Source organism: Clostridium paridis (genome assembly GCF_016765615.1).
Lineage (GTDB): Bacteria > Bacillota > Clostridia > Clostridiales > Clostridiaceae > Clostridium_T > Clostridium_T paridis.
In genome coordinates this window covers 406666-432306 of record NZ_JAESWA010000023.1, presented here as the reverse complement: position 1 = coordinate 432306, position 25641 = coordinate 406666, and the positions used below count along the sequence as shown (strand labels likewise).

Here is a 25641-nt window from a genome sequence, read left to right as displayed (position 1 = left end):
TCTTTTTTGAATACACTAAATTCTTGCTACTCCGCTTTCTTTTGCAGCTTTCGCAATTGCTTCCGCAACTTTTATAGCTACATTTTTATCTAAAGCACTTGGAATTACGTTGTTTTCATTTAAGTCTTCATCTTTTATATAGTTAGCTATTGCATATGCAGCAGCTATTTTCATTTCTTCGTTTATTTCCTTTGCCCTAACATCTAATGCCCCTCTAAATATTCCTGGGAAAGCAAGAACGTTATTAACTTGGTTTGGGAAATCTGATCTTCCAGTTCCAATAACTTTTGCTCCAGCTGCTTTTGCTAAATCTGGCATTATCTCTGGTGTTGGGTTAGCCATTGCAAATAAAATAGCATCCTTATTCATCGCTTGTACCATTTCTTCAGTTACAATTCCTGGAGCAGAAACTCCTATAAATACATCTGCACCTACTAAAGCATCTTTTAAGCTTCCTTGAATATTATCTGGATTTGTTATATTTGCTAGTTCCTTTTTTGCATCATCAACATTCTCTATTCCTCTATAAAGAATACCAACCTTATCGCATGCAATTAAGTTCTTTACCCCTGTAGAAAGTAATAGTTTAGCTATTGAAGTTCCTGCTGCACCTGCACCATTTACAACTACTTTTACATCCTCAATCTTTTTATCAACTACTTTTAAGGCATTTATTATACCAGCTAGAACAACTATTGCAGTTCCATGTTGATCATCGTGAAATACTGGTATATCAAGTTCTTTCTTTAATCTTTCTTCAACTTCAAAACATCTTGGAGCTCCAATATCCTCAAGATTAATTCCTCCAAAGCCTGGTGCTATTAGCTTTACAGTTTTCACTATTTCATCAACATTCTTTGTATCTAAACATATTGGAAATGCATCAACCCCTGCAAATTCTTTAAATAAAATTGCCTTTCCTTCCATAACAGGTAGTCCTGCTTTAGGCCCTATATCTCCTAAACCTAATACTGCTGTTCCATCTGTTACTACTGCAACTAAATTTCCCTTAGCTGTATACTTGTACACGTTTTCTTCATTCTCATGAATTTTTCTACAAGGTTCAGCTACACCAGGAGTATATGCTAAACATAAGTCTTCTCTTGTTTCAACTTTCATTTTTGATACTACTTCTATTTTTCCTATATTCTCTTCATGTAATTTTAAACTTTCTTCAAAATAATTCATCTATAATACCTTCCCCTCAATCTTAATATTTTCTTTGTAACCGTTTGCTATAAGTAGATATTAACATCAAGGGATATAACTTAAAATATTTTAAACTTTTAAAACATATTATGGTCATTAAAAACACTTTGTTATGTTTTTAACATTATTTTCACTGCTTTTGTATTACTAATAACTGAAACTAAAAAAACTCCACAACACATTAAGTGTTGCAGAGTTTTTTTATGGTAGAGGTGAATAAGACTTTATATTAGCAATACCCTTCATATTCTAATTTTAGTTCTAGTCCGTTAACCATATGTTATGTAAAAAAGAAGTTTATGTTAAAAGAAAAAAAGTGTTCCATATTTTAATGAAACACTTTTCTTATATTAAGAGGTTTTTAGTATGCTTACTTTTGAATCGCCAGTATTACTATCCCTATTTATATCTATAAAATACTTCTCTCCTCTTAGGATTACTTTAAATGCAAGTCTATTCCAGCTGTTAGGTAGCTTTGAATCAATGGTTATTTTACCCTCTTGAATCTTAAGCCCTCCAAAACCTAGAATTGCTGACATCCAAGCTCCTCCATTTGCAGCAGGATGAGTACCCCCTATATATATTGAACCTGCAAACTGCTTAGACTCTCCTGTTAAGTCTACATTTGAAGTTTTTACGAAAAATGGATATGCCCATTCTGCATTTCCTATATCACAAGAAAGTAATGCATATATACAAGGACTTAAGCTGGAGCCATGTTCTGTCCTTGGCTCATAGTACTCCCAATTTGCCCTTTTAACTTCTTTGGAATATTCATTCTTGAATAGATTTAGCATAAGTACAACATCTGCTTGTTTAATAATCTTAGTAGTAGATGCTACTCCATGACCTCCACCCCAGTATTCTTTTGGATCTAGAAGTCTACTTTTTACTTCCTCTAGAGTGCAATCTTCTAGTTGATTATAACCACTAAACTGTTCTATCACTAGAGTTTTTTTATCTGGCATAGGCACATAAAGCTTTTCTTTAAACTTTATAAGACTTAAAATTTCTTCTTTACTAAATTTAATTTTAGATAGGAGTTTTAAACATTCCTCAGGATATTTATCCTGTAATATTTCTAAGGTTTTAAGTGCAATATCTAAAGTATTATAAACCATCTTACTTGTGTATGCATTATTATTTACTCTTTCATGGTATTCATCTGGACCAATAACATCTAAGATTTCATACCTATCCTTATCTTCTTTAAAGTACGCATAGGAATAATAAAATCTTGCACATTCAAGAATTACTTCTGCTCCTCCATTTAAAAGTAAGTCGTCATCTCCAGTAAACTTGTAAGTTTCCCATATTGCATGGGACACTGCAGCACTTATATGAACCTGTTTGTCCTTAAAATATGTCTTAACTGGACGTCCAGTAAATACATCTGTTACATTAAAATCACTACATGCATCTTGTCCATCTTCTTGGCTTTCCCATGCATAAAAAGCACCTTTAAACCCGTAATAATTAGCTTTTTCTCTAGCTCCTTGTAGGGTTCTAATTCTATAATTCACTAAATTAATAGCCACTTCTGGTGATGTGTGAAGAAAAAATGGAAGCATGAACATTTCTGTATCCCAGAAGATAGCTCCTTTATAGGTTTGTCCTGAAAGCCCTCTTGCTGGGATTGATAATTTATTTGAATGTACAGGCGCTATAATATGAAGTTGATATATGCTATAACGAAGTGCTAATTGATCATCATCATTACCTTCAATTATTACATCAGATACTTCCCATCTTTCATTCCACTTTGTTACATGCTCACTATAATTTTTATCATATCCATTCTCAGCTGCCTTAACTGCTACATCTAAACATTCAGCTTCTATATTTTTTGTTTCATCATTTCCAGTATAAACAGATACATATTTATAAATTGTATATTCTACTCCTGCATCTGCTTTAAACTTTATATTTCTAAGAACACTTTTTTCTGTTTTTAATATTGTTTCCTCTGCTTCAAAATCTCTTTTACAGATTTCTGCTACTACAACAGGGACTTTTAATTCTTGAGTTAAGGTAGATACTTTTATATATTCATCATCATTTTCTAGTTTATAATTTTCTAAATGAGGACCATTTATATCCCATACATCTCCATCAATACCTGTATTAATCTCTATTTCACAAGTCTCTTCTGATAAAACAGTGTATTTAAGGCATATTAAATGAACATTAGAAAGACTTAAGAAACGCTCAGCCTTTATAATAACTTTTCCTTTTTCCCTGTCCCACTCTGTATTTCTTCTATGGATTCCTTCTTTAATATCAAGAACTTGTGTATGCTGAGTGGGTTCCTTACTAAGTACTGAATATTCCTCTCCATCTACAATTAGTGTAGTAAATGTACCAATTGGAGCATTAATAGGTTCACGCCACTTATCCCCTTGCCTATCATATAAACCTGAGATATTACAGGCAACAAGTTCATTTTTTGTATACTCCTCCAAGGTTCCACGGAATCCCATATACCCATTTCCAGTAATAAATTTATTTCCGTTATTAACTATATTCTCTTTATTAAACCTCTCTTCTTTTACTCTCCAAGCCATATTACGCCCTCCAACCTTCTGGAATTCTTAGTGTAATACCTTCTGAATCAATAGAATATTTTTCATCATATACTTCTATTTCTACAGACTTATCATTTAAAACTTTAATAGTTAACTCTTCCTTACATGCTTTAACAGAAAGCACAGCTGACTTATAGACTACTCTAAATGAATAGCTGTTCCATGCCTTTGGAATAGATGGATTGAATTTAAGAACTTTTCCATCGCTTCTCATACCACCAAAGCCGTAAACAATGTTGAGCCAAGCCCCTGCAAGACTAGTTGTGTGTATACCTTCCTTAGTATTTCTATTATAGTTATCAAGATCCATTCTTGTTGCAAACCCAAAGAATTTAAATGCCTCTTCATGTTTTTGAAGTTCAGATGCTAATATCGAGTGAATGGATGGAGAAAGTGAAGACTCATGTATTGTTCTAGGTTCATAATATTCGTAATTAGCTCTTTTACTTTCCAAACTAAATTCTTGATTATATAAGAATAAGAACATTAAAACATCTGCCTGCTTTATCATATCGCTGCGATATATTCTGTCATAAGACCAATTATTATAAAGCGGAAACTCCTCAACAGGTATAGAATTTACATCAATATGAGGTAATTCAAAATATCCTTCATGCTGCTCAAATATTTTAGTTTTTTCATTATAAAGTATATTCATATTATCTGAGCAGTTCTTAATATCCTTAAGCTCTTCCTCAGTGAAACCTATTTTCTTTCTTAATTTATTATATAGATCTAAGCTTTTTTCTTCCATTTCAGCTAAAACTTCTAAGGTATAATCAAAAGTTTTTTTAGCCATATAATTTGTATAACTATTATTATTAACCATCATATGAAATTCATCTGGTCCCATAACTGCATATATTCCAAATTTATTATTTAATCCTCCCCAGGCTCCTCTAGTCTTTAAAAATCTGCTTATTTCAACTAGCATTTCAGCCCCGTGATTAAATAAAAATTCTTTATCATCACTTAAATGTACGTAATGCCAAATTGCATATGCAACTCCTGTGCTTGGTTGGAATTGCAAGCTTGCATGCTGCCATAAATCACATGCTTCTTCTCCATTTAAGGTTGCAATAGGATAACAAGCTCCCGCACAGTCTAACATCTTAGCACGTTTTTTTGCTTCTCCTAGTTTAGAGTATCTAAACTCTAATAAATTTTTAGCTGCCTTTAAATTATTAAAAAGATAAAAAGGGAAGCAGCAAGTTTCTGTATCCCAGAAAGCATGTCCGTTATATGCCTCACCAGTTAAGCCTTTAGCGCCTATATTATTTGTAGGATTTTGGCCACTATAGGTTTGAGTCATTTGGAAAATACAAAAACGTATACCTTGTTGATTCTTCTCATCACCTTCTATTTGAATATCAAATCTATTCCATATGTTATTCCAATAAGCTTTACTTTCTTCAAGGGCATAATCTATATTTTTACCCTCTTGCTCCCTAACTGAATTAATTCCTGTATTCCAAAGTTCTTCATTATCCATGGATGAATCTTTAAGCACAATATTAGATACCAATTTATCTACACTACTTATTTCACCCTGCTTTAGACTAATATTAAGATTATATCCGATAGTCTTTTCATCTTCATAAACACTCTTACCTATTATACTGTCTGATTTAAAGGTAAAACCTGAAAATACCTTTTGATTTGAAGTAAGTGTTTGTCCAATAATTGCTGCCCTTTTATCTGAAGCCTCTTTTTTAATAACATTCCAGAAACACTTGCCCTTGCTTTCATGAATAATGCTAAAATCTAATGCCATTATTACTTCAATATTTCCTGAGAAATTTATTGGTTCAAAAGTAATCCTTTGAAACCCTTCCTGTGATTTATTCATATTTAAGAATCTTAAAAACTTAACCTTTACTCTTTTACCGCTTTTAGTATCCCATATAAATTCTCTGCTTAAGGTTCCAGCTTTAAGATCTAATATTCTTGAAAATTTTTCATACTGTGATACTTTTAAATCTAATCTTTCTCCATCTATTAATATCCTAGTATAAAGCCAATCTACCGAGTTCACCATAAAATGTGTGTGATCAATAATCCCCTTGTATCCTGACCTATTTACATCTGTAGAATATTCATATACTCCATTAAAATAACTGCCAAGAAGCTTCTCACAGGTAGAGCCTTCTTCAAAATATCCTCTAACTCCCATGTATTCATTTCCTATGGAAAAAATTGATTCTGATACCATATTTCGTTCTTCGTCAAAGCCTTCCTCAATAATCTTCCAAGGATCAATTTTATAATATATATCTGCAAATTTAGCCATTGCTACATACCCCCACTTAATTTAAATTTTTTATAGGTTTTAAGTTCAACTAATAACTTATTCATGCCAGATATCAAACAAGAATAAATTAAGTTTTCTATAAAAACCTATACTATCCCTTAGTTCCAGAAAAATTACTTGCTTCTATAATTCGTTTTTGGAAAATAGTAAACAATATAACTGGAGGAATTATTGCAAACACAATAGCTCTAAGAACATCAACTTGTGATCCTGTGGCATCTTTAAATTGGAATAATCTAACCATAACAGTTTCAAGTCCAGTATTATTTAGTAGAAGACTTGGTAGCAAAAAGTCTGACCAAGCAGCATTAAGTGCATACATAGCTATTACTGTTGTAATTGGCTTACTTAATGGCATTATTATTCTAAAGAAAATACCTAGGTCGCTGCAGCCATCTATCCTTGCAGCTTCAATAACAGATTTAGGAAGTGCGTCAAAAAACTCCTTGAATAAAACCACATAAAAAGCACTTGCTCCAGCAGAAAGCCAAAGTGGAATGAAAGATCCATTAAGATGTATTTTTGTAATATTTACAAATAGCGGAACTATACTTGTGGTTGCAGGAATCATCAAGCTTGATACTACAAGTGTATAAATGATCTTACTTCCTTTAGGTTTAAGAATTGAAATTGCATATGCCAAGAGTCCATTGAATACTATTGCACATATGATAGAACCTCCGATTGAAATAAAAGAATTAATATAATACTTATAGAACTTAAGTTCTTTCCATGTCTGTGTAAACTTGCTAAAATCAAAGGATTTAGGCAATATAGATGTGGTTAAAGTAAATTCCTGAATATCTTTAAAACTTTGAAGGAAAAGCCAAATTGGAGGAGCTGCAGATAATATAACGATAATTAAACAAATAATAAACATTATAAAATAAAGAACTTTTACTTTTGGCCTTTTCAAATCTGATTTAGTAATAATGCCATTTTCTTTAAGTGAAATTTTAGACAAAATAGCTCACTCCTTTCTACATATCCTCTGCTTTAACAAATTTATTATAAATTACAGTTACTGTTATCAAGAATATACTCATCATTACACTAATAGCTGCTGCCTTTGGAAAATCAAATTTACCAAATGCTAAGTTATAAACTAATTCCATAATTGATATAGATGCATTATTAGGTCCACCATTCTTCATTACCATTGGTTCGTATAGAACTTGGAAAACTGCTACAACCTGAAGTATTAAAAGTGTTCGTCCTAAATTTTTCATATTTGGAATAGTTACGTGAACTATTCTATTCCATATGCTTGCACCATCAATAATTGCAGCCTCATATAATTCATGATTAATACCTTGAAGGCATGCTAAGTATATTAAGGCTGTGGCCCCAGCACTCCTCCAAGTCATAGTTATTACTATTAGTGGAATAGTGAGCTTCGGATCATTTAACCAAACTTGAGGTTCCACTCCAAACTGATGCAACATTATATTTAGAATTCCAGTTTCACCTGGTCTAAAAATAAACCCCCACATCATAACTGTTGCAAGGCCTGGAACTACATTTGGGAAATATGTTCCTATTCTAAAAAGCCCCTTAGCATAAACCATCTCATTTATTAAAATAGCCATAACGATTGGTACTAAAAATCCTAAAACTAATGACCAAATGGTATAGGCAATCGTGTTCTTTATAGCCGGAATAAATGCTGGATCTTTGAAAACATCCCTATAATTTTGCAAACCAACGAAATCTACAGTAGTAATTCCTCTAGCACTATAGAACGAAAGTCTTATGTTCTCTATTAAAGGCTCCCACACAAAGAATATAAATAAAATAATTGCAGGAATCATTATTAGCCATCCAGATATATTCTTTTTTATAAAAATATTAGTTTTATTTTTTTTATTTATTTTATTTACTTTTGGCTTTCCTTTTACTTGAAGCATCGGAGTCCCCCTTCTGCACTTTATTTTTTCATAAAATTATGCATGTCCCCTGCAACTAAACAAAGGATTCTGCAATTGCAAAGAACATGCTATAATCTCATTTAAATAATCATTGTTATTCTCTATTTAGTGTTATCTAAAACAGTTTGGAAGTTGGTATTTGCTTTATTTAATAATTGAGAAACATCAGCATTTTTATCAGTAAGAACAGCTTGAAGTACGTTGGTTAATTCTTTGTATAGATCTTGAGTAGCTATAGGTTCTTCAAGGTGTAATACACCTGGTTTCTTTATCCAATCATAATAATCATTGTATAAAGACATATCAACATTTAAGTATTTCTTTTGAGCATCTGCTTGAGCTTTTAGATAATCAGGATCAGTCCATGCTGGGAATGATGGTAGTATAGGCACTCCTTTTGCAACTCTAGCCTGTGCATCTGCTTCTAAACCTTTTATAGAATCATCTGTAGTTACAGGTGCTTTTCCCATAAGTACAAGATACTTAAGTGCTGCTTTTACTTGGTCATCAGTAGCATTTGCAGCAAACATATATGGAGTTCCTCCACTTAATGCATATTGTTTTCCATCTGGTCCTGCTGGTAATGGTGCCATTGAAAGGTTTTTAATGTCCATTTTATTTAGTGCTAATTGATCTGCAGAGTCAGGTGATGCTATATACATTGCAGCATCTTCAGTAGCGATAGCTTTATAACCTGATGCCCAATCTTCATTAGTTGGATCTGCAGTTAAAACATTATATTTCCACTTTAAGTCTTTTACATATTGCATAGCTGCTATAGCTTCTTTTGAATTAAGCTGTGCAGTCCATTTACCATCTTTTTGAACTTCAAATTGAGCTCCAAAATCCCAAGCTATATTTGTGAAAAGCCAGCCGCCAGCAGCATCTTTAGCTAAAATATCTATACCTGCATGTCCAGTCTTTTCTTTTATGATTTTTGCATCCTGTGCAAGTTCATCCCAAGTTTTTGGATATATAGGTTTTCCATTTGCATCTACTAAGCCCGCATCTTTAAATAGCTTTGCATTAATCATTAATCCTTCAGCATAACCATCACGTGGTAAGCCATATATCTTACCGTCTTTAGAAAGCAATTTCTTTACATCTGGGTTCATTTTTGTATCCCAGCCAAGTTCCTTTAGTTGTGGGGTTATGTCTCTAACAAATCCATTGTCAATAAGTTTTTGTGGCTCAGTATACCATGTATCAAATATAGTTGGAGCATTCCCTGCTGTTGCCATGGAGACAAAGCTATCTACCGCATATTTATAATATGCTGGTTCAATTTTTACATTATCACTTTCTAAGATTTGTGCTGCCCATTTTTTATGCTGTTCAATTTGATCAGTTAATCCATCCTGTGGCCATATACCAAGCTTAACTGTAACTTGGCCTTTAGAATCTGTAGATGTTGGCTTGCTCTTAGCACATCCGGTAATTCCAACTACTGATAACATAAGTCCAATAGCAATAATTTTTTGAAGGTTCTTTCTCATTTATTCTCCCCCTTGATAATTTATAATTAATTAGGTTTAACGTTCAACTTAATCTCAGTATAAAGGTTTACATACCCATTGTCAATATATTACTCTAAGACCATTTAATGTAAAATGCTACAAATAAAGCTAAGTACTTAAAATCTGTACTTAGCTTTATTTGTCGATTTCTTTATAAATTATGCTCATTTTGTATTATTTATGGCCTTTACGCTATATCTTTCTACTAAAGACACAGGTAAAATCAAATTATTATTTTCAATTTCATCTCCTTCAATAACTTTTATAAGAGATTCTGCAGCAACCTTTCCTTTTTCTTGTGGATCTTGATGAATTGTCGTAAGTCTAGGTGCTGTAATTGAACTAATATATAAATCATCAAAGCCAATTACAGAAAAGTCATCTGGTACACGTTTCCCTTGTTCATTGAGTCCAGATATAATTCCTGCTGCTAGTATATCCGCTGTAGCAAAAATTGCAGTTACATCATTACGTTTACTTAATTTATGTCCTAGTTCTATACCTTCTGAAGCAACAATCTCCTGTTGGTAAATATTTTTAGAGTTAAAAGGAATACCACCTTCTTTAAGCGCCATCTTATATCCCAAAAAACGTTCCTCTACAACTCCATTTCGCTTAATTATAGGCGATGCAAAAACTATAGAACTATGCCCCTTATCTATTAAATATTTTGTAGCTAAGTATCCACCTTTGCAGTCATCTATTCCAATATTTAGCACCTTAGGATTATCTACATAACTATCTATAAGAACAAAAGGTACATTTGCATTCTCTAGCTTTTCAAAAAATTCGTCTTGGAACAAACCAATCAAGATTAGACCATCTATATTCCAGTTGCGAAGCAAGGAAAATAAGTCTTCATGGCTGTATACTATGCGTACCATTAAATAATAACCTTTTTCTCTAAGCTTTTCTTCAATTCCATCGATTACAACACTATGAAATGGATCTGAAATAAAGTTTCCGCCTTTTCCTGGCACTACATGATTAATTACTCCAATGATTTTTGATAATTTATTTACTAAAGATCTGGCTGTCATGTTAGGTACATAATTATTTTTTTCAATAATCATTTTTATCTTATCAACAGTTTCTTGTGCAACACGCTTATAATTCCCATGTATAACATTGGACACAGTAGTGACACTAACATTTGCTTCTTTAGCTATATCTTTCAATGTAGGCATATATTCCCCCCTGATTCATGGTATCTATAAATAATTATCTTCATAAAACCTTATAATCCTATATTAATGCATTATATATAATATACACCCATTTCCTAATTTTTAACAATAGCTATTATTTAATCATTTTGAAAATAATTCCTTAATGGGACCTTCAAATGCAAATATTACCTCAATTAAAATTAATAGTATTACTATTATTTCTAAGATTGTAGAAGTCCTTGTATGGCTTAAATCTGCAAAGATTTCTGTTGTATCTAACAGAGATTGTATCTTTGCATTTAAAACCTTATATCTCTCATCTAATTCAAAAAGATCTGCAATATCATTAAAGAAAATCTCAGCATTTTGATTTTTCCATGTAATATCAGGTTTATCAAGTAACATTATGTAAGATATAGTTGTATGCTTAAAGGATAAAACCCTCCCTATTATAGATGCTGATTTTTTTCCTGTTATATTTACTTTACCTTTTTTAAGAGACAGGATTATTTTTTCAACCTCATCTAAGACCACAGATACTCTGTTTTCTATTGTTTCTAGAGCAACTGATTTGGCTAAAACAAGCGCCGTCATATCCAAATGATAATTTTCTATATCTTTAGTATTATAAACCTCAAAACCCATTTCAGCTTCTTCACTCTTATCTGAAACAATATCATATTCTTCTATACAGTCGTATTTCATGTCCTTATTCATGCTCTTTATACTTTGTGGTATGTTTCTTATATTTTCTATAAATTCATCTATTTCTCTTTCTGTAAAATTCACAAATACAATAGATCCAAAATAATAAATATAAACCATTTTATTTTCTGAATTATTAAAACTAGATAAATGTTGCTCTTTCAAAACCAAAGGTTCTTCCCATTTAATTTTTTTGATTATATTATAATAATTGCTTATTTTTGAGATATTAAATTCACTGCAAATAGCTCTTGAAGTAAAATGAAATTTAGTCATAAATAATACTCCTTTTTATAAAAGGTTTTTACTGAAACTTTATATTATTATGAATCAATTTATTACTTTTTATTTTTGTTTATATATTTCTTTATTCAAATTTCAAATAATATGTACAGAGAAATGTATTATAAATTGAACTTCAATCTCATATTCATTTTAATATAATAATATACTTGGGAATGAATATGAGATTGAAGTATGTACCCGTATTGCGATACATAAGAGAAGAAAGAAAGGCACTCATGAATGTAAAGCTTTCAAATAAGACACTACCTCTTTTAGAGCTGGTAAATGAGAGAGCTGCGCAAAAAAGAACTGGAACCTTTCAAGATACTTATTTAAATGACCTTTCAAGACTTAACCATCCTATACTTGTTGATATACCTATTTATATGAATGTAAACAAAGGAACAAGAGAAAATGTAAAGTTGTTTTTAAGTAAATTCAAGCTAAATCCATCATTAAAAATTCATTATTATAAAACTCTTGCTATAAATAATAATATTATTCCTACTCTTTCTTATGATCCCAAAGTCACTTATGTAGAGCATACCTTTATTAATGATAGCACGGAGCTTAGAAAAAGCTTTAAGACGATTTGCTTTCGCATATTTAATTCAAATGATCTACAAAACATTCTCTTGGATATAAAAAAAGTTATAAAACCAAACGATATCTTAATCCTAGATATTAAAAATGATATGCATAATTCCCACAAATTAAAAACTCCCATAGCTCAAATAAATAAATTAAAAGAAGCAATAGGCTTTACCTCTGTAATAATAAGATCTGCAATTAATCCCAATATCATATTTAATAAAATGCTTGATGGATATGTAATTACTGAAGCTAACAATTCATTATTATATGATTATGCACAATTAGGATTTGATGCTTTTGGCGATTATGTTGGAATTCGAAAAGCTTCTACTATATCAAGAGGTGGAAGTAGGATACCAAGCGCAGGCTTTATATTTTATTCTTGGCACATAAATAGTTTTTTAGGCTATAGAGGTAGATTTCCTAATTACGATGAGTTTATTAAGCATATTAAGCCATCTGTAACTAAATCACTTTATTGGCTTAGATATACTTATAAGCATCATCAAAACTGCCCTGGTTGCCAAGAAATTATAACAAGCATAAGTACTCATTCTTGGGACTGGAAGAGATACTCAATTGAACACTATTTATATACTATGGAAGAAAATCTATAAGAAAAAGGGGACGTTTCATTTGCCTTTACGGTAAATAAAATGTCCTCTTAATTATTTCATAAAGATTCATTTTAGTTTTCTAATTTCACTATAAATTAACGGCTAACCCCTTTGCTTAATAAGCTTACTTTTCCAAAGGCGATAATTTACCGATATAGTTCCTGGGTTTTCATCGTAGACTCTCATTACAGCATCTGGAGTTGAAGCTTCTACTAAATCAACATCTGCTATTTCTGGCACGCTAGTTACCTCTATTGGATCTGGACTTTCAGCTACCTCTACTTCTCCTCTAGCTGCTACTGTATTTGAAAGTCTACCAACATCAACTGGTTGAGCTGCTATTATAAATGTTTGTGATGACCATGGGAAGATATCTCCTGCTGGATAATACATTCCTAGTATATCATAAGGTGCTCCTAATAAACCGACTTGTGGTTCCCAACCTGGTGTTGAATTTTCTTGATTCCAAACTACCATTCTATCAAAGGTGCAAATTAGATTTACATTTCTTACCCTAGCACTTGACATATTAGTTAGTGTAATTATATATCTTATTAGCTCATCAACACGTGCTACTCTACCTAATCTAGGCGTTTCTGCTACTACTGTAATATACAAATATTTATGCTCATCTGCCATTGTATTCTCCCCCTTATACATACTGATACCTTGAGTTAATTAATTATAATTATGCTCACTTTATAATATTATGGAAATCTATAATATGTTCTGTTTTAAAACGAAAAAGAAAGTCAAACCTGACTTTCTTAAATAATTTATCTTTTCACTTTTCTAACTTCTTCTATCTTCTTTTTATTTATATCATTAATACTTAAACTAACTCCTTTGCAATTTATAACTATTCCTTGCATCTTCTCAGACAATGCAAGCAAATCATCATAGGTTGTAATATTGCTTTGCCATTCATTTTCATCATATACTTTATTAAATTCTATCCAATCTGTAAAGACAGGTAACCATGCAATATTATTTTCATCCACTATATTTGCAATTTGAATAGTAGTGCCTTCCTTTAAGACCTTAACATTATTAGACTCTGCAATTGATGGTGTATTTTCAATTACCTTTATTGGAAGTAGATATTTTGCATTAACCACTTGGTTTATCATTTCACTTTCTAAGGCACTAACAACTTGATTTCTGCCTTCAAAATTCTGTTTTGAGTATAATAATTGAAAGAATTTAACCATTGAACGTTGTAACATAGGATTTGTCACAGGAATATTTATTTCTGGAACATCTGTCCAATCTGGTGGTGGCACTATTCCATCTCTATTAATTTCAATATTATATTCTCCATTATCAATTAAAATCCTGTCAATCCCTAGAGTATGTAGTCTTGCAAATGCTAATAATACATCTTCTCCAGTTAGCTTTCTAATATCTAACATTAATAATTGCTGCATGAAGTAATCTTGAGCATTCTTAGCATACTCCTCTTTTGAAAACATCCACACTCTTTCTTCATTATCTATGTATGGATAGTTAGTACTTTTATCATAAGCTACATAAAATTCCTCAGCTGATTTTATTTTTTCCTCTAATACATCTAAGAATACTTTAATTTTCTCATCAAAATTTATATCTTCATAAACCTTATTTGCTTTTAGATGTTTTGCTGAATGAACTAGAAATATAATTTCTTGTATTTCTAGCTTGTTTAACCCATCTAAAGATATTTCATTCTTTAATAAAAATGAACCGCCTAGCTCATCTTTTCTTTCTTCTATCATTAATTCTCATCCCCTATTTTATTTAATAAATAATTCTCTATATCTTTTTATTATATACTACTATATATTATTTCTTCAATATTTGAGTCTAATGCACCCTTAAACATAAAGACTTTGCATATGCTGCAAAGCCCTTATGTTTAATAATAAATAATTATTCCATTATGCATATATATTTACATTCTCAATATTATGTCCAATCCACAATATCTGCAGTAGTTGCGCTACTTTTTACTAATTCAATACCCTGCATACAATTTTCCTTCGTAGCAAACTTTTCACTAGTCGCAATAATTTTTCCATTAGCCGCTATTAACTGAAAGTAATATTGACCATCACTATTTTTGTTTACTTCAAATTTTGGTTTGCTCTTTGCTGAAGATGAAAAAAACATAATTAACCCTCCCATAATTAAATACATTTAACAAACTTATTATAATATATGAATTTCTAGTCTTCAATATTTTATTATTTTACTGTTTCCATACAGTATATTATTATATCACAAATTGCCATTATCTTCATTAATACATAAAACATAATACCTTTGATAATAACTAAGATTAATACTGCTAATGAAAAGGGGATTTATAATGAAAAAATATTTTGGAATAATAATTATTTTAATTACTTTTATTTTAACTTATATATTTTGGTATCTTGAAGAGTCAGGTAATTCTAGCATTTCTTTTAGAGGATATTCTCAGCTTTTAGCTTCTATAGCCATGGTAACTTTGGCTTGGATTAACTATATTAGCACTAGACACAGCCTTATTGATAAGCTTTTTAATGGGTTAGATAAATCCTATATTTATCATAAGTATCTGAGTATTTTAACAATTATTTTAATATGGGCACATGACCTTACCTTAAAGGTTCGTAATTTTCCTGGTGGAGAAGGTCCTTCTGAGTTTAAAGGAATGAAGGGGATTAAACCTCCAGAAGGGTTTTCAAAGGAGGGTGGATCTAGTTTTTTAGGTTTTCATCTTTCAGGAAAGGAACTTGGCAGCTTAAGTTTATATATTTTCACAGCTTTTGTTATATTTTTTCTAATAACTTATAAGCTTGAATATCAAAAATGGAAAGTTCTACATGCATTAATGCTCATCCCTTATGTTTTTGGAACTATACATTATTATTTGGATTCTGAATATCCAACTTTCTCACTAAGTGCTTACAGTATATGGATGAATCTAATTAATGTAATAGGAATTCTATCTGCCCTTTACAGTATATTTTTATATGAATTTACTGCCTTCAAATATAAATATAACGTAATCAGTATTAAAGAAATAGCAAAAAACACCATTGAGATTACAGGCTCCTCAAGCGGAAAATACATGCATTATAAACCAGGTCAGTTTGCCTTCTTAAAAGTGCAAGGAAATGGAAAAGGATTCCCATCTCACCCATTTTCCATGAGCTCCTATGAAAAAGCTGGAGAAGTTAAATTTGCTATTAAGGTTTTAGGCGATCATACTGATAGACTGAAGAATACCTTGAAGACTGGTGATATTATAGCATTAGCTGGTCCACATGGATTGTTTAATTATACTTTGGGCTTAAAAAATCAAATATGGATTGCAGGTGGAATAGGTGTAACTCCTTTTAGGAGTTTCTGGCAATCTGATATACCTGAAAATTACGAAATTGATTTTTTCTTTGCCTATAATAACGAACAAGATGCTCCATATGTACATGAGCTTAAAAGTATGAGACCTTTAGATAATCTTCATATACATTTATTTGATAGTTCAAAAACTGGTTTTTTAGAGACTAAAGACTTTGAAGAATTTCTATCTAAAGATAAAGAATACGATGTGTTTTTCTGCGGTCCAAAGGGGATGAGGTTAAAAGCTTCAAAGGACTTAGAGAAAGGCATGTTTAAAGTAAAAGATTTTCATTTTGAATATTTTCAATTTAAATAATATTACAAAGGACTTACTTTATGAAGGTGAGTCCTTTATAATATTGTTAAATACTTGAAATGGAAGTGAATATCATGTTTGAATTTAAAAATTTCGATTACTTAACTGATGAAGAGATTGATTTAATTATAGAAAATAGAGCCCCAGCTGATGATGAGAAAGGTTATGTTCCTACTTATAAATATATAATTACTCTCCACAATTCAAAAGATTGTATTGGGAAAATAGACATTCGTATTGGTAATAATGAAAATTCATATTATGGTGGAAACATAGGGTATGAAATATATGAAGACTATAGAGGTAATGGTTATCCCTCAAAAGCATGCGCGATTATTAAGCAAGTTGCTACTTCACATGGAATGAATAAATTAATAATAACTTGTAATCCAAATAATTATCCTTCTAGAAGAACTTGTGAAAAGGCAGGCCTTAGTCTTAAAGAAATCGTAGACCTACCTTCATATAATGAGATGTACCAAAAAGGTGAAAGACAAAAATGTATATTTGAATGTAATTTGAAATAACACCTGTTATTTCTTATTTGCACGTTCAATTAATCTATTTTCTAACTGTTCTAGAATCATTGGCCAAGCTGCTTCATGTCCATTCCTTGATTCCTCATCAGGGAATCCTTTGTGAGTTAATTTTAATAAAGTTCCCTTATTAGTTTCACATAATTCTACAGTTACTATAGTTTCTGCTCCCCTAGTTCCACCATCCCCAGTAACCCATGTAAGTTCTACTAATCTATTGATTTCAAGTGCTATAAACCTTCCATAATGAGGATGACGAATTCCTTGAAATTCTGTCTCAAAGAAAAATACTGAATTTACTTTTCCTTCCATAATAACCGACCCTGGTGCTGCAAACCAAAGGTCAAATTCCTCGGTCCAAGCTTTATACAACATACTAGCTTCAAAAGGCATTTCCCTTTCTACCGAAAGATTATATGGTCTTGATGTTATATCAGGAATTGAAACTACTTTTTGTTCCATTAAAATCACTCCTTACTATACATATTATTATGTAGATTATATCATGAAAAAGAGCATTTGTTCGCTACTGCAAACAAATGCTCACTATAACTTAAAATGCACTTATTCCTACTCTATCTACAAAGTCATTAAAGCTTTCATGCTTAAATTTATTTTCCTTAAAAAATAATATTATTTTTTCTAAAACCTCATGTACTTCAGTTGCTTTTACACGACGATTAAGATTTTGTGCAAATTTCCCTTCTCCATTAAGTGTTCCACCTAACCAAACTGTGAAAGCATCTTCATTACCTTTCTCTGTTTTTATTATTGCTCCTTGTAGACTGATATCTGCTATATGCTTTTGTCCACATGAGTTGGGACATCCAGTAAAGTGAATACGGATTGGATTATCTAATTTTATCTTTAAATCAAGATAAGTTGTAACTTTTTTCGCTAATTCTTTGGTTTCAACTAGTGCTAAATTACAGTATTCTTTACCTGTACATGCTACAGTATGTCCGATAAATGTATTTGGTTCAGGAGATAGATTTTTAAATATATCTTTTTTAAGTACATCTTCAATATCTTCATTGCAAATACCTGAAATGATAATATTTTGAGACAAAGTGGTTCTAAGCTTTTGATCTCCATTTTTCTCTGAAATCTCTACAAGTTGTAAAAGTTCATGGAAGTAAATTTCACCTAGAGGCAAATTAATTCCTATATAACTTTTTCCTTCCTGCTTTTGCGGATGTACTCCAAAATAATATGAAGAATTCCAAGTTTCTAGCTTATCCTCTCCTTTTGATTCCAGCTTGCCAACAATTTCTTCTAGTTTTGCCTGGAACTTTTCTATGCCCCAATCAGCCACTAAGAATTTCAAACGAGCTCGTGTACGTTTTTCTCTGTAGCCATAATCTCTAAATATAGTACATACTCCTTCAGTAATTCTCTTGACTTCCTCTGGCTTAACAAAAATATTAAGTTTCTGTGCAAGATGAGGCATAGCTGAAAGCCCTCCTCCAACCCAGACATGAAAGCCTACTACTTCTGCTTCATCAATATTCTTTGTTGCTGGTGTAAATGAAATATCATTTATTTGAGCATGTGCAGCATTATTTGTGCTTGAAGAGATAGATACTTTAAATTTTCTAGGCAGATTGGAAAAATCTTTATTAAGTAAAAACAAGTTATTAACTTCTTCTACTATTCCCGTTGTATCCATAAGTTCATATTTATCTATACCTGCTAGAGGATTTCCTACTATAGTCCTTGGACAATCTCCACAGGCTTCATAAGAACTAAGTCCACAAGCCTTAAGCTTAGCAAAAATATCTGGCAAATCTTCTACCTTAATCCAGTGAAATTGTATAGCCCCTCTTGTTGTTACATTTGCGATTCCACGTCCATAATCTCTTGCAATTTCTGCTAAAACAGTTGCTTGATTTGCAGTCATAATTCCAGAATTAATACGTACTCTTATCATAAAGTATCCATTTCTAGGTTTCTGTTCGTAAACTCCAGCCCACTTAAATCTATTCATATCTTCAGGGGTTATAGCATTATACCCTTCTTTAGAATACTTCTCAATAATTGTTTCTATTACATCTAAGCCATCCTTTTCAAGCTTTATTTCTTCTACTTCATTTATCTTCGAATCATTAGACCAAGTTGTATTGTACGACATTGATAGCCCCCTATCTATTTACTTAAATGTTCATTATTCACTTTTCATATATCTATATCCGCGGTTTACACCATCTGCTATATAAATAAGATTATCGATTTTCATAAGCTTTAATTGTCCTTCTTCATCCAAGTAGTCCTTTGCTATAGCTCTGCCCTTTATATTTGCTAATATATTAGTCACTCCATCATAGTAATCTCTTTCTATTACATCTGTTAAAGTGCATTCTATTGCAATAGGACATTCATCAATGATTGGAGCATTTACTACCTTAGATTTTACTGGTGTTAAATTACTTGATTCAAATTTATTAACTTCAAAACCTGAATTTCTTCCACAGAAATTAACATCCTTAACAAGCGATGCATCTGGTATGTTAATTACAAAATCTTTAACTTCTTTAATTTGATTTATTGCATATCCTTTGCTGCTAAATCCAAGGACTACCATGTCTTTAAGTGTGTATGATGATGAAAGTGTTGTTACGTTTGGACCTCCATTTTTATCATAAAAACTTATAAGAATTACAGGAAATCCATAATACATCTTTGGATAGTTGACATTTATCTTTTCCATTATATAATCCTCCTTAAATCTATTTTACAAAAAACTTCTTGAACTTTTGTAGTTCTTATATTAGCATAAGAGTATAGTTTAGTAAAATTGAATTATTTGAACTTACACTTCAAATTTATTGAAGTTTTAAAATGTGAGGTATCATAGTATGGAACTTAGACAATTAAAAACATTTGTGAAGATTGCACATTCAGATAGCTTTTTAAAAGCTGCAGAAGATCTTGGATATGCTCAATCAACTATAACATCTCAAATACAACTTTTAGAGAAAGAACTCGGTATAAAGCTATTTGAAAGAATAGGACGAAATATGAAATTAACCTCTAGAGGATTAGTTTTTCTAAATTATGCTGAAAAAATAATTACGCTGGCAAATGAAGCTAAAGAAGCAATAAGTGATGTTAATGTTCCTATGGGAACTTTAAAAATCGGGGTTGTTGAATCTCTTTGCACTGTTAAACTTCCAAAATTACTTCAAGATTATAATATAAAATATCCTGAGGTAGAGGTAATAATAAAACTTGGTACTTGTTCAGACCTGCATGATATGCTTAAAAACAATGTTGTTGATTTCATCTTTACATTAGGCGAGCCAATTATAGATTCTGATTTAATTACTTGTATGTCTTATAATGAACCTATGGCTATTTTGGCTTCTCCAGCGAATAAGTTTGCTGCTAGAAAAAAACTTACTTTAAAAGATATTGCTAATGAGCCATTAATTCTAACTGAAAAAGGGTGTAGTTATAGAGGTGTTTTCGAATCAATGTTTTATATCCAAAATTTGAAACCTCATATATCCTTAGAAGTTGGAAGTATTGAAACCATTAAAACTTTTGTTGCAAACAATCTAGGAATTACTTTACTCCCTGTAATGGCGGTAGAAAATGAATTAAAGCAAGGTAAATTAGTAAAATTGGATTTAGTTGGGTGTCATTTTAATATGATGACACAAATTTTATATCATAAAAACAAATGGTTAACTCCTTCCATGAATGTATTTATAGAAGCTATAAAAGCTACTGGCGGCAGCATTTCTCCATAAATACTTAATAAAAAAGTGTCAATCTTATTAGATTGACACTTTTTTAAATATGTTCTTTACATAACTTCTACTCTATTTCGTCCATTCTTTTTAGCCCTATAAAGTAGTTCATCGGCTTTTTGTATTATTTCAGTTTCATAGCTATTATCATCAAAATCATGAGCGAAAACCCCCATACTAATGGTTATCTTTACATTTTGATCTCCAATACTAAACTCATGTTCATCAACACTTCTTCTAATTCTCTCACATAAATTATACGCATCATCTCTGATTGCACCTGGCAGCACTATACTAAATTCTTCCCCACCATATCTACCAACTATGTCACCTTTACGTACCGATGCCGTTAATATATTGGAGAGATCTTTTAAAATTCTATCTCCTGCCATATGCCCATATGTATCATTGATTTTTTTAAAATAATCTATATCTAACATAACAAATGATAGATTGCCTTTACTCCTTCTCTGCTTTGATACTTCCTTTTCAAGTAATTCTACTAGCACAGCATGATTATATAGTCCTGTTAATCCATCCTTCATTGCAAGTGATTTTAATCTATCTTGTAATTCCTTTAACCTAAGGGCAGATTGAATTCTAGCTATTACTTCTATCTCATCAAAAGGTTTCTTTATATAGTCAAAAGCTCCAATCTCCAACGCCATCTTAATATCCTTACCATCTGTTCTTGCTGTAACCATAATTACAGGAATATCTCTAACCTCATATTCACTCTTTAATATTTTACAAACTTCAAAACCATCTATACCCGGCATCATTATATCAAGCAAGATAACATCAGGTTGAAGTGTATGTGCCATTTCAAGTACGGGAAAACCATTATTTGCAGAAAATACTGTGAAATTTTCAGCTTCTAAAATATCTGATAAAATCCTCACATTAAAATGTGAATCGTCTACAACTAGTATTTTTTCATTCATAGTAACTCTCCCCTTTTCCCAATAGTAACCTTCATAAAACCTTTTCATCTTTAGTAAATTAACTAGCAATTTACTATTAAAAGAACTTGCATTTTCCTTTTTTAAAGTTTTATACCATGTAAAAATTATAGCATATATAGTAGCTTTTAGCACCTAATTTTTTGTGTGATATAGCGCATTGATTGCCATAGTTTTTATTTGATCTAGCTATCAATAAATAAGAAACATTATAAAATATCCTATTAAATTATCTCACTTTCCTCTTACTTATATATAAATATCAGAAAATTCAACATGAGTTGATTGAACGAGCCTATTATCTAGTAGATCTTCTAATTGTTTCTCTTTATCCTCTTCACTAACTATTTCATCAGGTATTAATACAGTAAATGTGCTTCCTTCACCTACTTTACTTTTTACTGATATACTTCCTCCTAAGGCTTCTACAAACTTCTTAACTAATGATAATCCTATACCTGTCCCCTCTGCTTGTCTTGATAATGAGCTATCAACTTGTCCAAACCTTTCAAATATAGTTTCCACCTTATCTTCTGGAATCCCTATGCCATTATCCTTAACCTCTATACAAACACTTCCTTTATGATAGCCTATACTAACAATAATTGACTGACCCTTACATGTAAATTTTATGGAATTAGATAATAGATTTAAAACTATTCTTTCATATTTTTCATCATCAATTGCTACAATTTTCTTATTAAATGAAGTGATAAATGTTACTTTAACTCCTTTTTGAAAAGCATATTCACATACTGATTCTGTAATTGCTTTAGTAAGAAAAACTATATCTATATTCTTTTTATTAATTTTAATATGACCTGCATTTACTCTAGTTATATCTAAAAGATTATTAACAAGTCTAAGCTGCCTAAATGTATTTTGTCTAATCATTCCTAAATATTCTTTGCTTTTTTGTGATAGTTCCTCTCCACAAATTAAATTCATAGCTTGTATAGCTGTACTGATAACATTAAGTGGAGTTCTAAATTCATGAGATACCAAGGATAGAAATTCATCCTTCATCTCTAATGCTTTTGTTAAGCTTTCATTTTTCTCCATCTCTGCTACAAGTAATCTTTCCTGCATAACTCTTAATTTATTTTGGTTTTCAACAAACTCAGTCATGTCTCGTCTATAAAAAATTCCATAAAGAAAATCTCCATTTTCATCATAAACACCTTTTGCACAATAGGTAGTATAATAAGTCTTTCCACAGCAATTAAAATACGCTATTTCATCTTTAACTTTTTCACCTCGCATTACTCTAACTAATGGTGATTCCTCATAGGTGATTACCTTTCCATCCATGCTATAAAGTGTTGTCAAATTAAAAAAGTTCCTTATTTTTTCAAATATATTTAATTTTTCACTTCTTGTTTTTTTATCTGAAAACAACACATTTCCTTCTTTATTGAAAACTATCATCATTTCATGCATATTTTCCATAACATCTTCAAGAAGTTCCTTCTGCAACTTAATCTTCTTTTCTTGTTCCATAAGTTCAGTTATATCAATGGTTGTAAATACACCCAATTCTACATGTCCTTTTGAATTGAATACTGGAATACCATTTGTAATTGTGTATAACTCACTACTATCTTTTATTACCTTAACTTTTTGATTTTTAACCTTCTCTCCTTTAAGCACTCTGCTCACGCATATATCTTCTGATCTTAATTTATTTCCTTCAAAATCAAAATAATCTGCTTGCTCATATGCTTCCCTGGCTTTCTTCAAATCCGTAAAGCGATTTGTAATAAGCTTACTTTGTTTTATTAAGTTTCCATCTACATCAATTAAAGTTAAAATATCTCCTACACTTTCTATAATTGCCTCAAGTCTTTTATTTTGCTGCTCTATTATTCTTTTTGCTTCTACATCCTTAGTGATATCTCTACTACAAATTATAACTAATATTATGTCTCCATTTATATTATAAATTGGTCTTCCGTTAATACTAAGATGTCTTGTAATTTCATTATTCTTCATCGTTATCATTTCATTAAGAATTACTTTTTTATTTAAAATTTCAGAAAGTATATTTTCTTTAATGGATATTTCCTTGCCATTTATGTCGTAATACTTATATTTCATATATGCTATACCAAAGTCATTAACCTCATAACCTGGAAAGTAACTCTTAGCTGAATTATTAACCAAGTAAGGCATTTTATCAGAGTCATAAATAAAAATAGCATCATCTATTCCCTGAATAATCTCTTCTAATTGCTCTTTTTGCTTTTTAATTATTTTCCCTTGCTCCTGAATTTTTTTTCTAGAAAGAACCTGTTCTGTTATATCTAATGACATTACCACACAATATTTAATTTCACTATTTTCAATAATTGGTATTAAGTATAGCTTCCAGTAGGTAGTTCCCCTATTTAGGCCATCATACATAATCTCTTCATAGTTATTTGATTTTCCAGTTTCAAGTACATTCCTCCATACTTCTTCTAAAGAACTTCCCTTAAATCCAGTTAAAAATTCATATACATTTTTTCCTACACAATTTTCTTTAATATTATATGGCGCGTCAAAGATGCTAATATACCTTGAATTAGCTTTTATAAGTGTTCCATCCGGCACGCTGAATATTCCAACCCCATAAAAATTATCTGAGCATAACGTATTAATGAAAGGGAATTTACGTTTTGCATCAAAATTAGTTCTTTTTAAAAAGATATATATCCTCTCATCTTTTACATCTATTACTTTAATATTAACAAATCTTACTTCAAGTGATTTTGAGAACAAAAAATACTCTACCTTATCATTTATATTATTAATATTTATGTCTGGTCCAACCTTAAGAGTTATTAATACATCTGATATGTTTTTATTTAATAACTCCTCAAAGGTATATTCAGTTATATTGGTAAATTCATTACTTACCTTTGTTACTATTTGGTTTTTTACTAATATATAAGGAACTTCTTTTAAACTATTAAAGGAATTATTAGCATGCATAAATGTACCCCCAAGACTAACAACTATTATGATATGTTTTAAAACATACAATGATATATTATCACAATGTTCCATTTTTTTCTATTTTTTATTTACTTTAACTTTTACACCAAAAACTTTTAATATCTAATTTCTTGTAGAAAAATAGTACGTTCATTTGTAATTCCAAACAAAACGTACTTATAACTTTAGAGTCCATAAAAATTTAATTATATTTAAAAAAATTCTTCCATCCATTATTCAAAAAAGAGCTTAAACTAGGTGATAGCTCTCTCATAGGCTCTTTAGTATTACTTATAAATAATTTTACTTGTCCATTGGCATTCTGTTTTTCAATTTGAACTCCATTTTCTACTTTAGTTTCTATATCATAGGTAGCTGCTTCAATCTGAATTTTTGTTCCGTCTTTTGATTCTATTATTAAAGATGTTGGGTTTCCGCCTTTATTAGTAACTTTATCATTAGTATCGTCTATTATTTTACCAGATTTCATCCAATCCAAAATGTTATTTGCCATATCTACGTGTTCTTTTTTACCAAAATCAAAGGCCAATTCTTTCTTTGGGCTCGCTCCTACACTCGATTCAATAATTTTCATACTACTTATATTTTCAATTGTTGGTACCTTTAATTTATTTTTCCCATTGTATATGGTAAAAACAATAGCTGCTATCAACACCAAGCTTATAATTGGAATTACTTTTCTTTTCAAGCTATCCCTCCATAATACATATTTATTTAATTTACATATCTTTATTCCATTATATTACTTTTAAGTGTAACTATTCAATTTTTTAGTATAAAAAAACCTCACGA

At 30.8% G+C, this 25641-nt stretch carries 21 protein-coding genes; 4 read left to right on the top strand and 17 right to left on the bottom strand.

The genetic code is table 11. The features are described from left to right. Positions 1-15: 15 nt before the first annotated feature. The 8 genes from JK634_RS15215 to JK634_RS15180 form a co-directional block, all read right to left on the bottom strand. Positions 16-1188, bottom strand: a complete 1173-nt coding sequence (locus JK634_RS15215; RefSeq protein ID WP_202768523.1) for an NAD(P)-dependent malic enzyme — start codon at positions 1186-1188, stop codon at positions 16-18. A 371-nt stretch (positions 1189-1559) separates the two neighbouring features. After that, a complete protein-coding gene (locus JK634_RS15210; RefSeq protein WP_202768522.1) occupies positions 1560-3773 on the bottom strand; it encodes a glycoside hydrolase family 65 protein in 2214 nt (737 codons plus the stop codon). A 1-nt stretch (position 3774) separates the two neighbouring features. Next, the gene (locus tag JK634_RS15205) at positions 3775-6084 is read right to left on the bottom strand and encodes a glycoside hydrolase family 65 protein (protein WP_202768521.1); all 2310 of its coding nucleotides are present in this window, start codon (positions 6082-6084) and stop codon (positions 3775-3777) included. Between the two features lie 112 nt (positions 6085-6196). Continuing rightward, a complete protein-coding gene (locus JK634_RS15200; RefSeq protein WP_238885524.1) occupies positions 6197-7069 on the bottom strand; it encodes a carbohydrate ABC transporter permease in 873 nt (290 codons plus the stop codon). A 16-nt stretch (positions 7070-7085) separates the two neighbouring features. Continuing rightward, a complete protein-coding gene (locus JK634_RS15195) occupies positions 7086-8012 on the bottom strand; it encodes a carbohydrate ABC transporter permease (protein ID WP_202768520.1) in 927 nt (308 codons plus the stop codon). A gap of 122 nt (positions 8013-8134) precedes the next feature. Continuing rightward, positions 8135-9529 carry an ABC transporter substrate-binding protein gene (locus JK634_RS15190; RefSeq protein ID WP_202768519.1) on the bottom strand — a complete coding sequence of 465 codons (1395 nt, stop codon included), beginning with the start codon at positions 9527-9529 and terminating at the stop codon, positions 8135-8137. A gap of 185 nt (positions 9530-9714) precedes the next feature. After that, a complete protein-coding gene (locus JK634_RS15185) occupies positions 9715-10737 on the bottom strand; it encodes a LacI family DNA-binding transcriptional regulator (RefSeq protein WP_202768518.1) in 1023 nt (340 codons plus the stop codon). 123 nt (positions 10738-10860) lie between these two features. Then, the gene (locus tag JK634_RS15180) at positions 10861-11700 is read right to left on the bottom strand and encodes an RMD1 family protein (protein ID WP_202768517.1); all 840 of its coding nucleotides are present in this window, start codon (positions 11698-11700) and stop codon (positions 10861-10863) included. Positions 11701-11888: 188 nt separating this feature from the next. Between JK634_RS15180 and JK634_RS15175 the strand changes: the two genes are divergently transcribed. Then, positions 11889-12920, top strand: a complete 1032-nt coding sequence (locus JK634_RS15175; RefSeq protein ID WP_202768516.1) for a beta family protein — start codon at positions 11889-11891, stop codon at positions 12918-12920. Between the two features lie 102 nt (positions 12921-13022). On the opposite strand, the gene JK634_RS15170 is transcribed toward JK634_RS15175, so the two are convergent. The 3 genes from JK634_RS15170 to JK634_RS15160 all read right to left on the bottom strand — a co-directional run bounded on the left by JK634_RS15170 (position 13023) and on the right by JK634_RS15160 (position 15068). Further along, positions 13023-13559 (bottom strand): hypothetical protein, encoded by a 537-nt coding sequence (locus tag JK634_RS15170; protein ID WP_202768515.1) that lies wholly within the window; start codon positions 13557-13559, stop codon positions 13023-13025. Between the two features lie 137 nt (positions 13560-13696). After that, positions 13697-14674, bottom strand: a complete 978-nt coding sequence (locus JK634_RS15165; protein WP_202768514.1) for an SseB family protein — start codon at positions 14672-14674, stop codon at positions 13697-13699. A gap of 190 nt (positions 14675-14864) precedes the next feature. Then, positions 14865-15068, bottom strand: coding sequence for a YegP family protein (locus tag JK634_RS15160; protein WP_202768513.1), 204 nt, complete (start codon positions 15066-15068; stop codon positions 14865-14867). A gap of 199 nt (positions 15069-15267) precedes the next feature. Between JK634_RS15160 and JK634_RS15155 the strand changes: the two genes are divergently transcribed. Both JK634_RS15155 and JK634_RS15150 read left to right on the top strand, forming a co-directional pair. Then, complete coding sequence (locus JK634_RS15155) at positions 15268-16602, top strand: ferredoxin reductase family protein (protein ID WP_202768512.1); 1335 nt, start codon at positions 15268-15270, stop codon at positions 16600-16602. A 74-nt stretch (positions 16603-16676) separates the two neighbouring features. After that, the gene (locus JK634_RS15150) at positions 16677-17129 is read left to right on the top strand and encodes a GNAT family N-acetyltransferase (protein ID WP_202768511.1); all 453 of its coding nucleotides are present in this window, start codon (positions 16677-16679) and stop codon (positions 17127-17129) included. Positions 17130-17135: 6 nt separating this feature from the next. Here JK634_RS15150 and JK634_RS15145 read toward each other — a convergent pair whose 3' ends face one another. The 3 genes from JK634_RS15145 to JK634_RS15135 all read right to left on the bottom strand — a co-directional run bounded on the left by JK634_RS15145 (position 17136) and on the right by JK634_RS15135 (position 19845). Next, positions 17136-17600, bottom strand: a complete 465-nt coding sequence (locus JK634_RS15145; RefSeq protein WP_202768510.1) for an SRPBCC family protein — start codon at positions 17598-17600, stop codon at positions 17136-17138. Between the two features lie 91 nt (positions 17601-17691). Next, positions 17692-19269 carry a nitrite/sulfite reductase gene (locus JK634_RS15140; RefSeq protein WP_202768509.1) on the bottom strand — a complete coding sequence of 526 codons (1578 nt, stop codon included), beginning with the start codon at positions 19267-19269 and terminating at the stop codon, positions 17692-17694. A gap of 33 nt (positions 19270-19302) precedes the next feature. Next, a complete protein-coding gene (locus JK634_RS15135; protein WP_202768508.1) occupies positions 19303-19845 on the bottom strand; it encodes a flavin reductase family protein in 543 nt (180 codons plus the stop codon). A gap of 148 nt (positions 19846-19993) precedes the next feature. On the opposite strand from JK634_RS15135, the gene JK634_RS15130 reads away from it, so the two are divergent. Continuing rightward, complete coding sequence (locus tag JK634_RS15130; RefSeq protein WP_202768507.1) at positions 19994-20890, top strand: LysR family transcriptional regulator; 897 nt, start codon at positions 19994-19996, stop codon at positions 20888-20890. 56 nt (positions 20891-20946) lie between these two features. Here the strand turns inward: JK634_RS15130 and JK634_RS15125 are convergent, their stop codons facing one another. From JK634_RS15125 to JK634_RS15115, 3 genes are all read right to left on the bottom strand, one after another. Beyond that, complete coding sequence (locus JK634_RS15125; RefSeq protein ID WP_202768506.1) at positions 20947-21834, bottom strand: diguanylate cyclase; 888 nt, start codon at positions 21832-21834, stop codon at positions 20947-20949. Between the two features lie 267 nt (positions 21835-22101). After that, on the bottom strand, positions 22102-24825 hold the full coding sequence (locus JK634_RS15120) for a PAS domain-containing sensor histidine kinase (protein WP_202768505.1): 2724 nt from the start codon (positions 24823-24825) through the stop codon (positions 22102-22104). Positions 24826-25030: 205 nt separating this feature from the next. Further along, positions 25031-25537 (bottom strand): hypothetical protein, encoded by a 507-nt coding sequence (locus JK634_RS15115; protein ID WP_202768504.1) that lies wholly within the window; start codon positions 25535-25537, stop codon positions 25031-25033. Positions 25538-25641 lie beyond the last annotated feature (104 nt).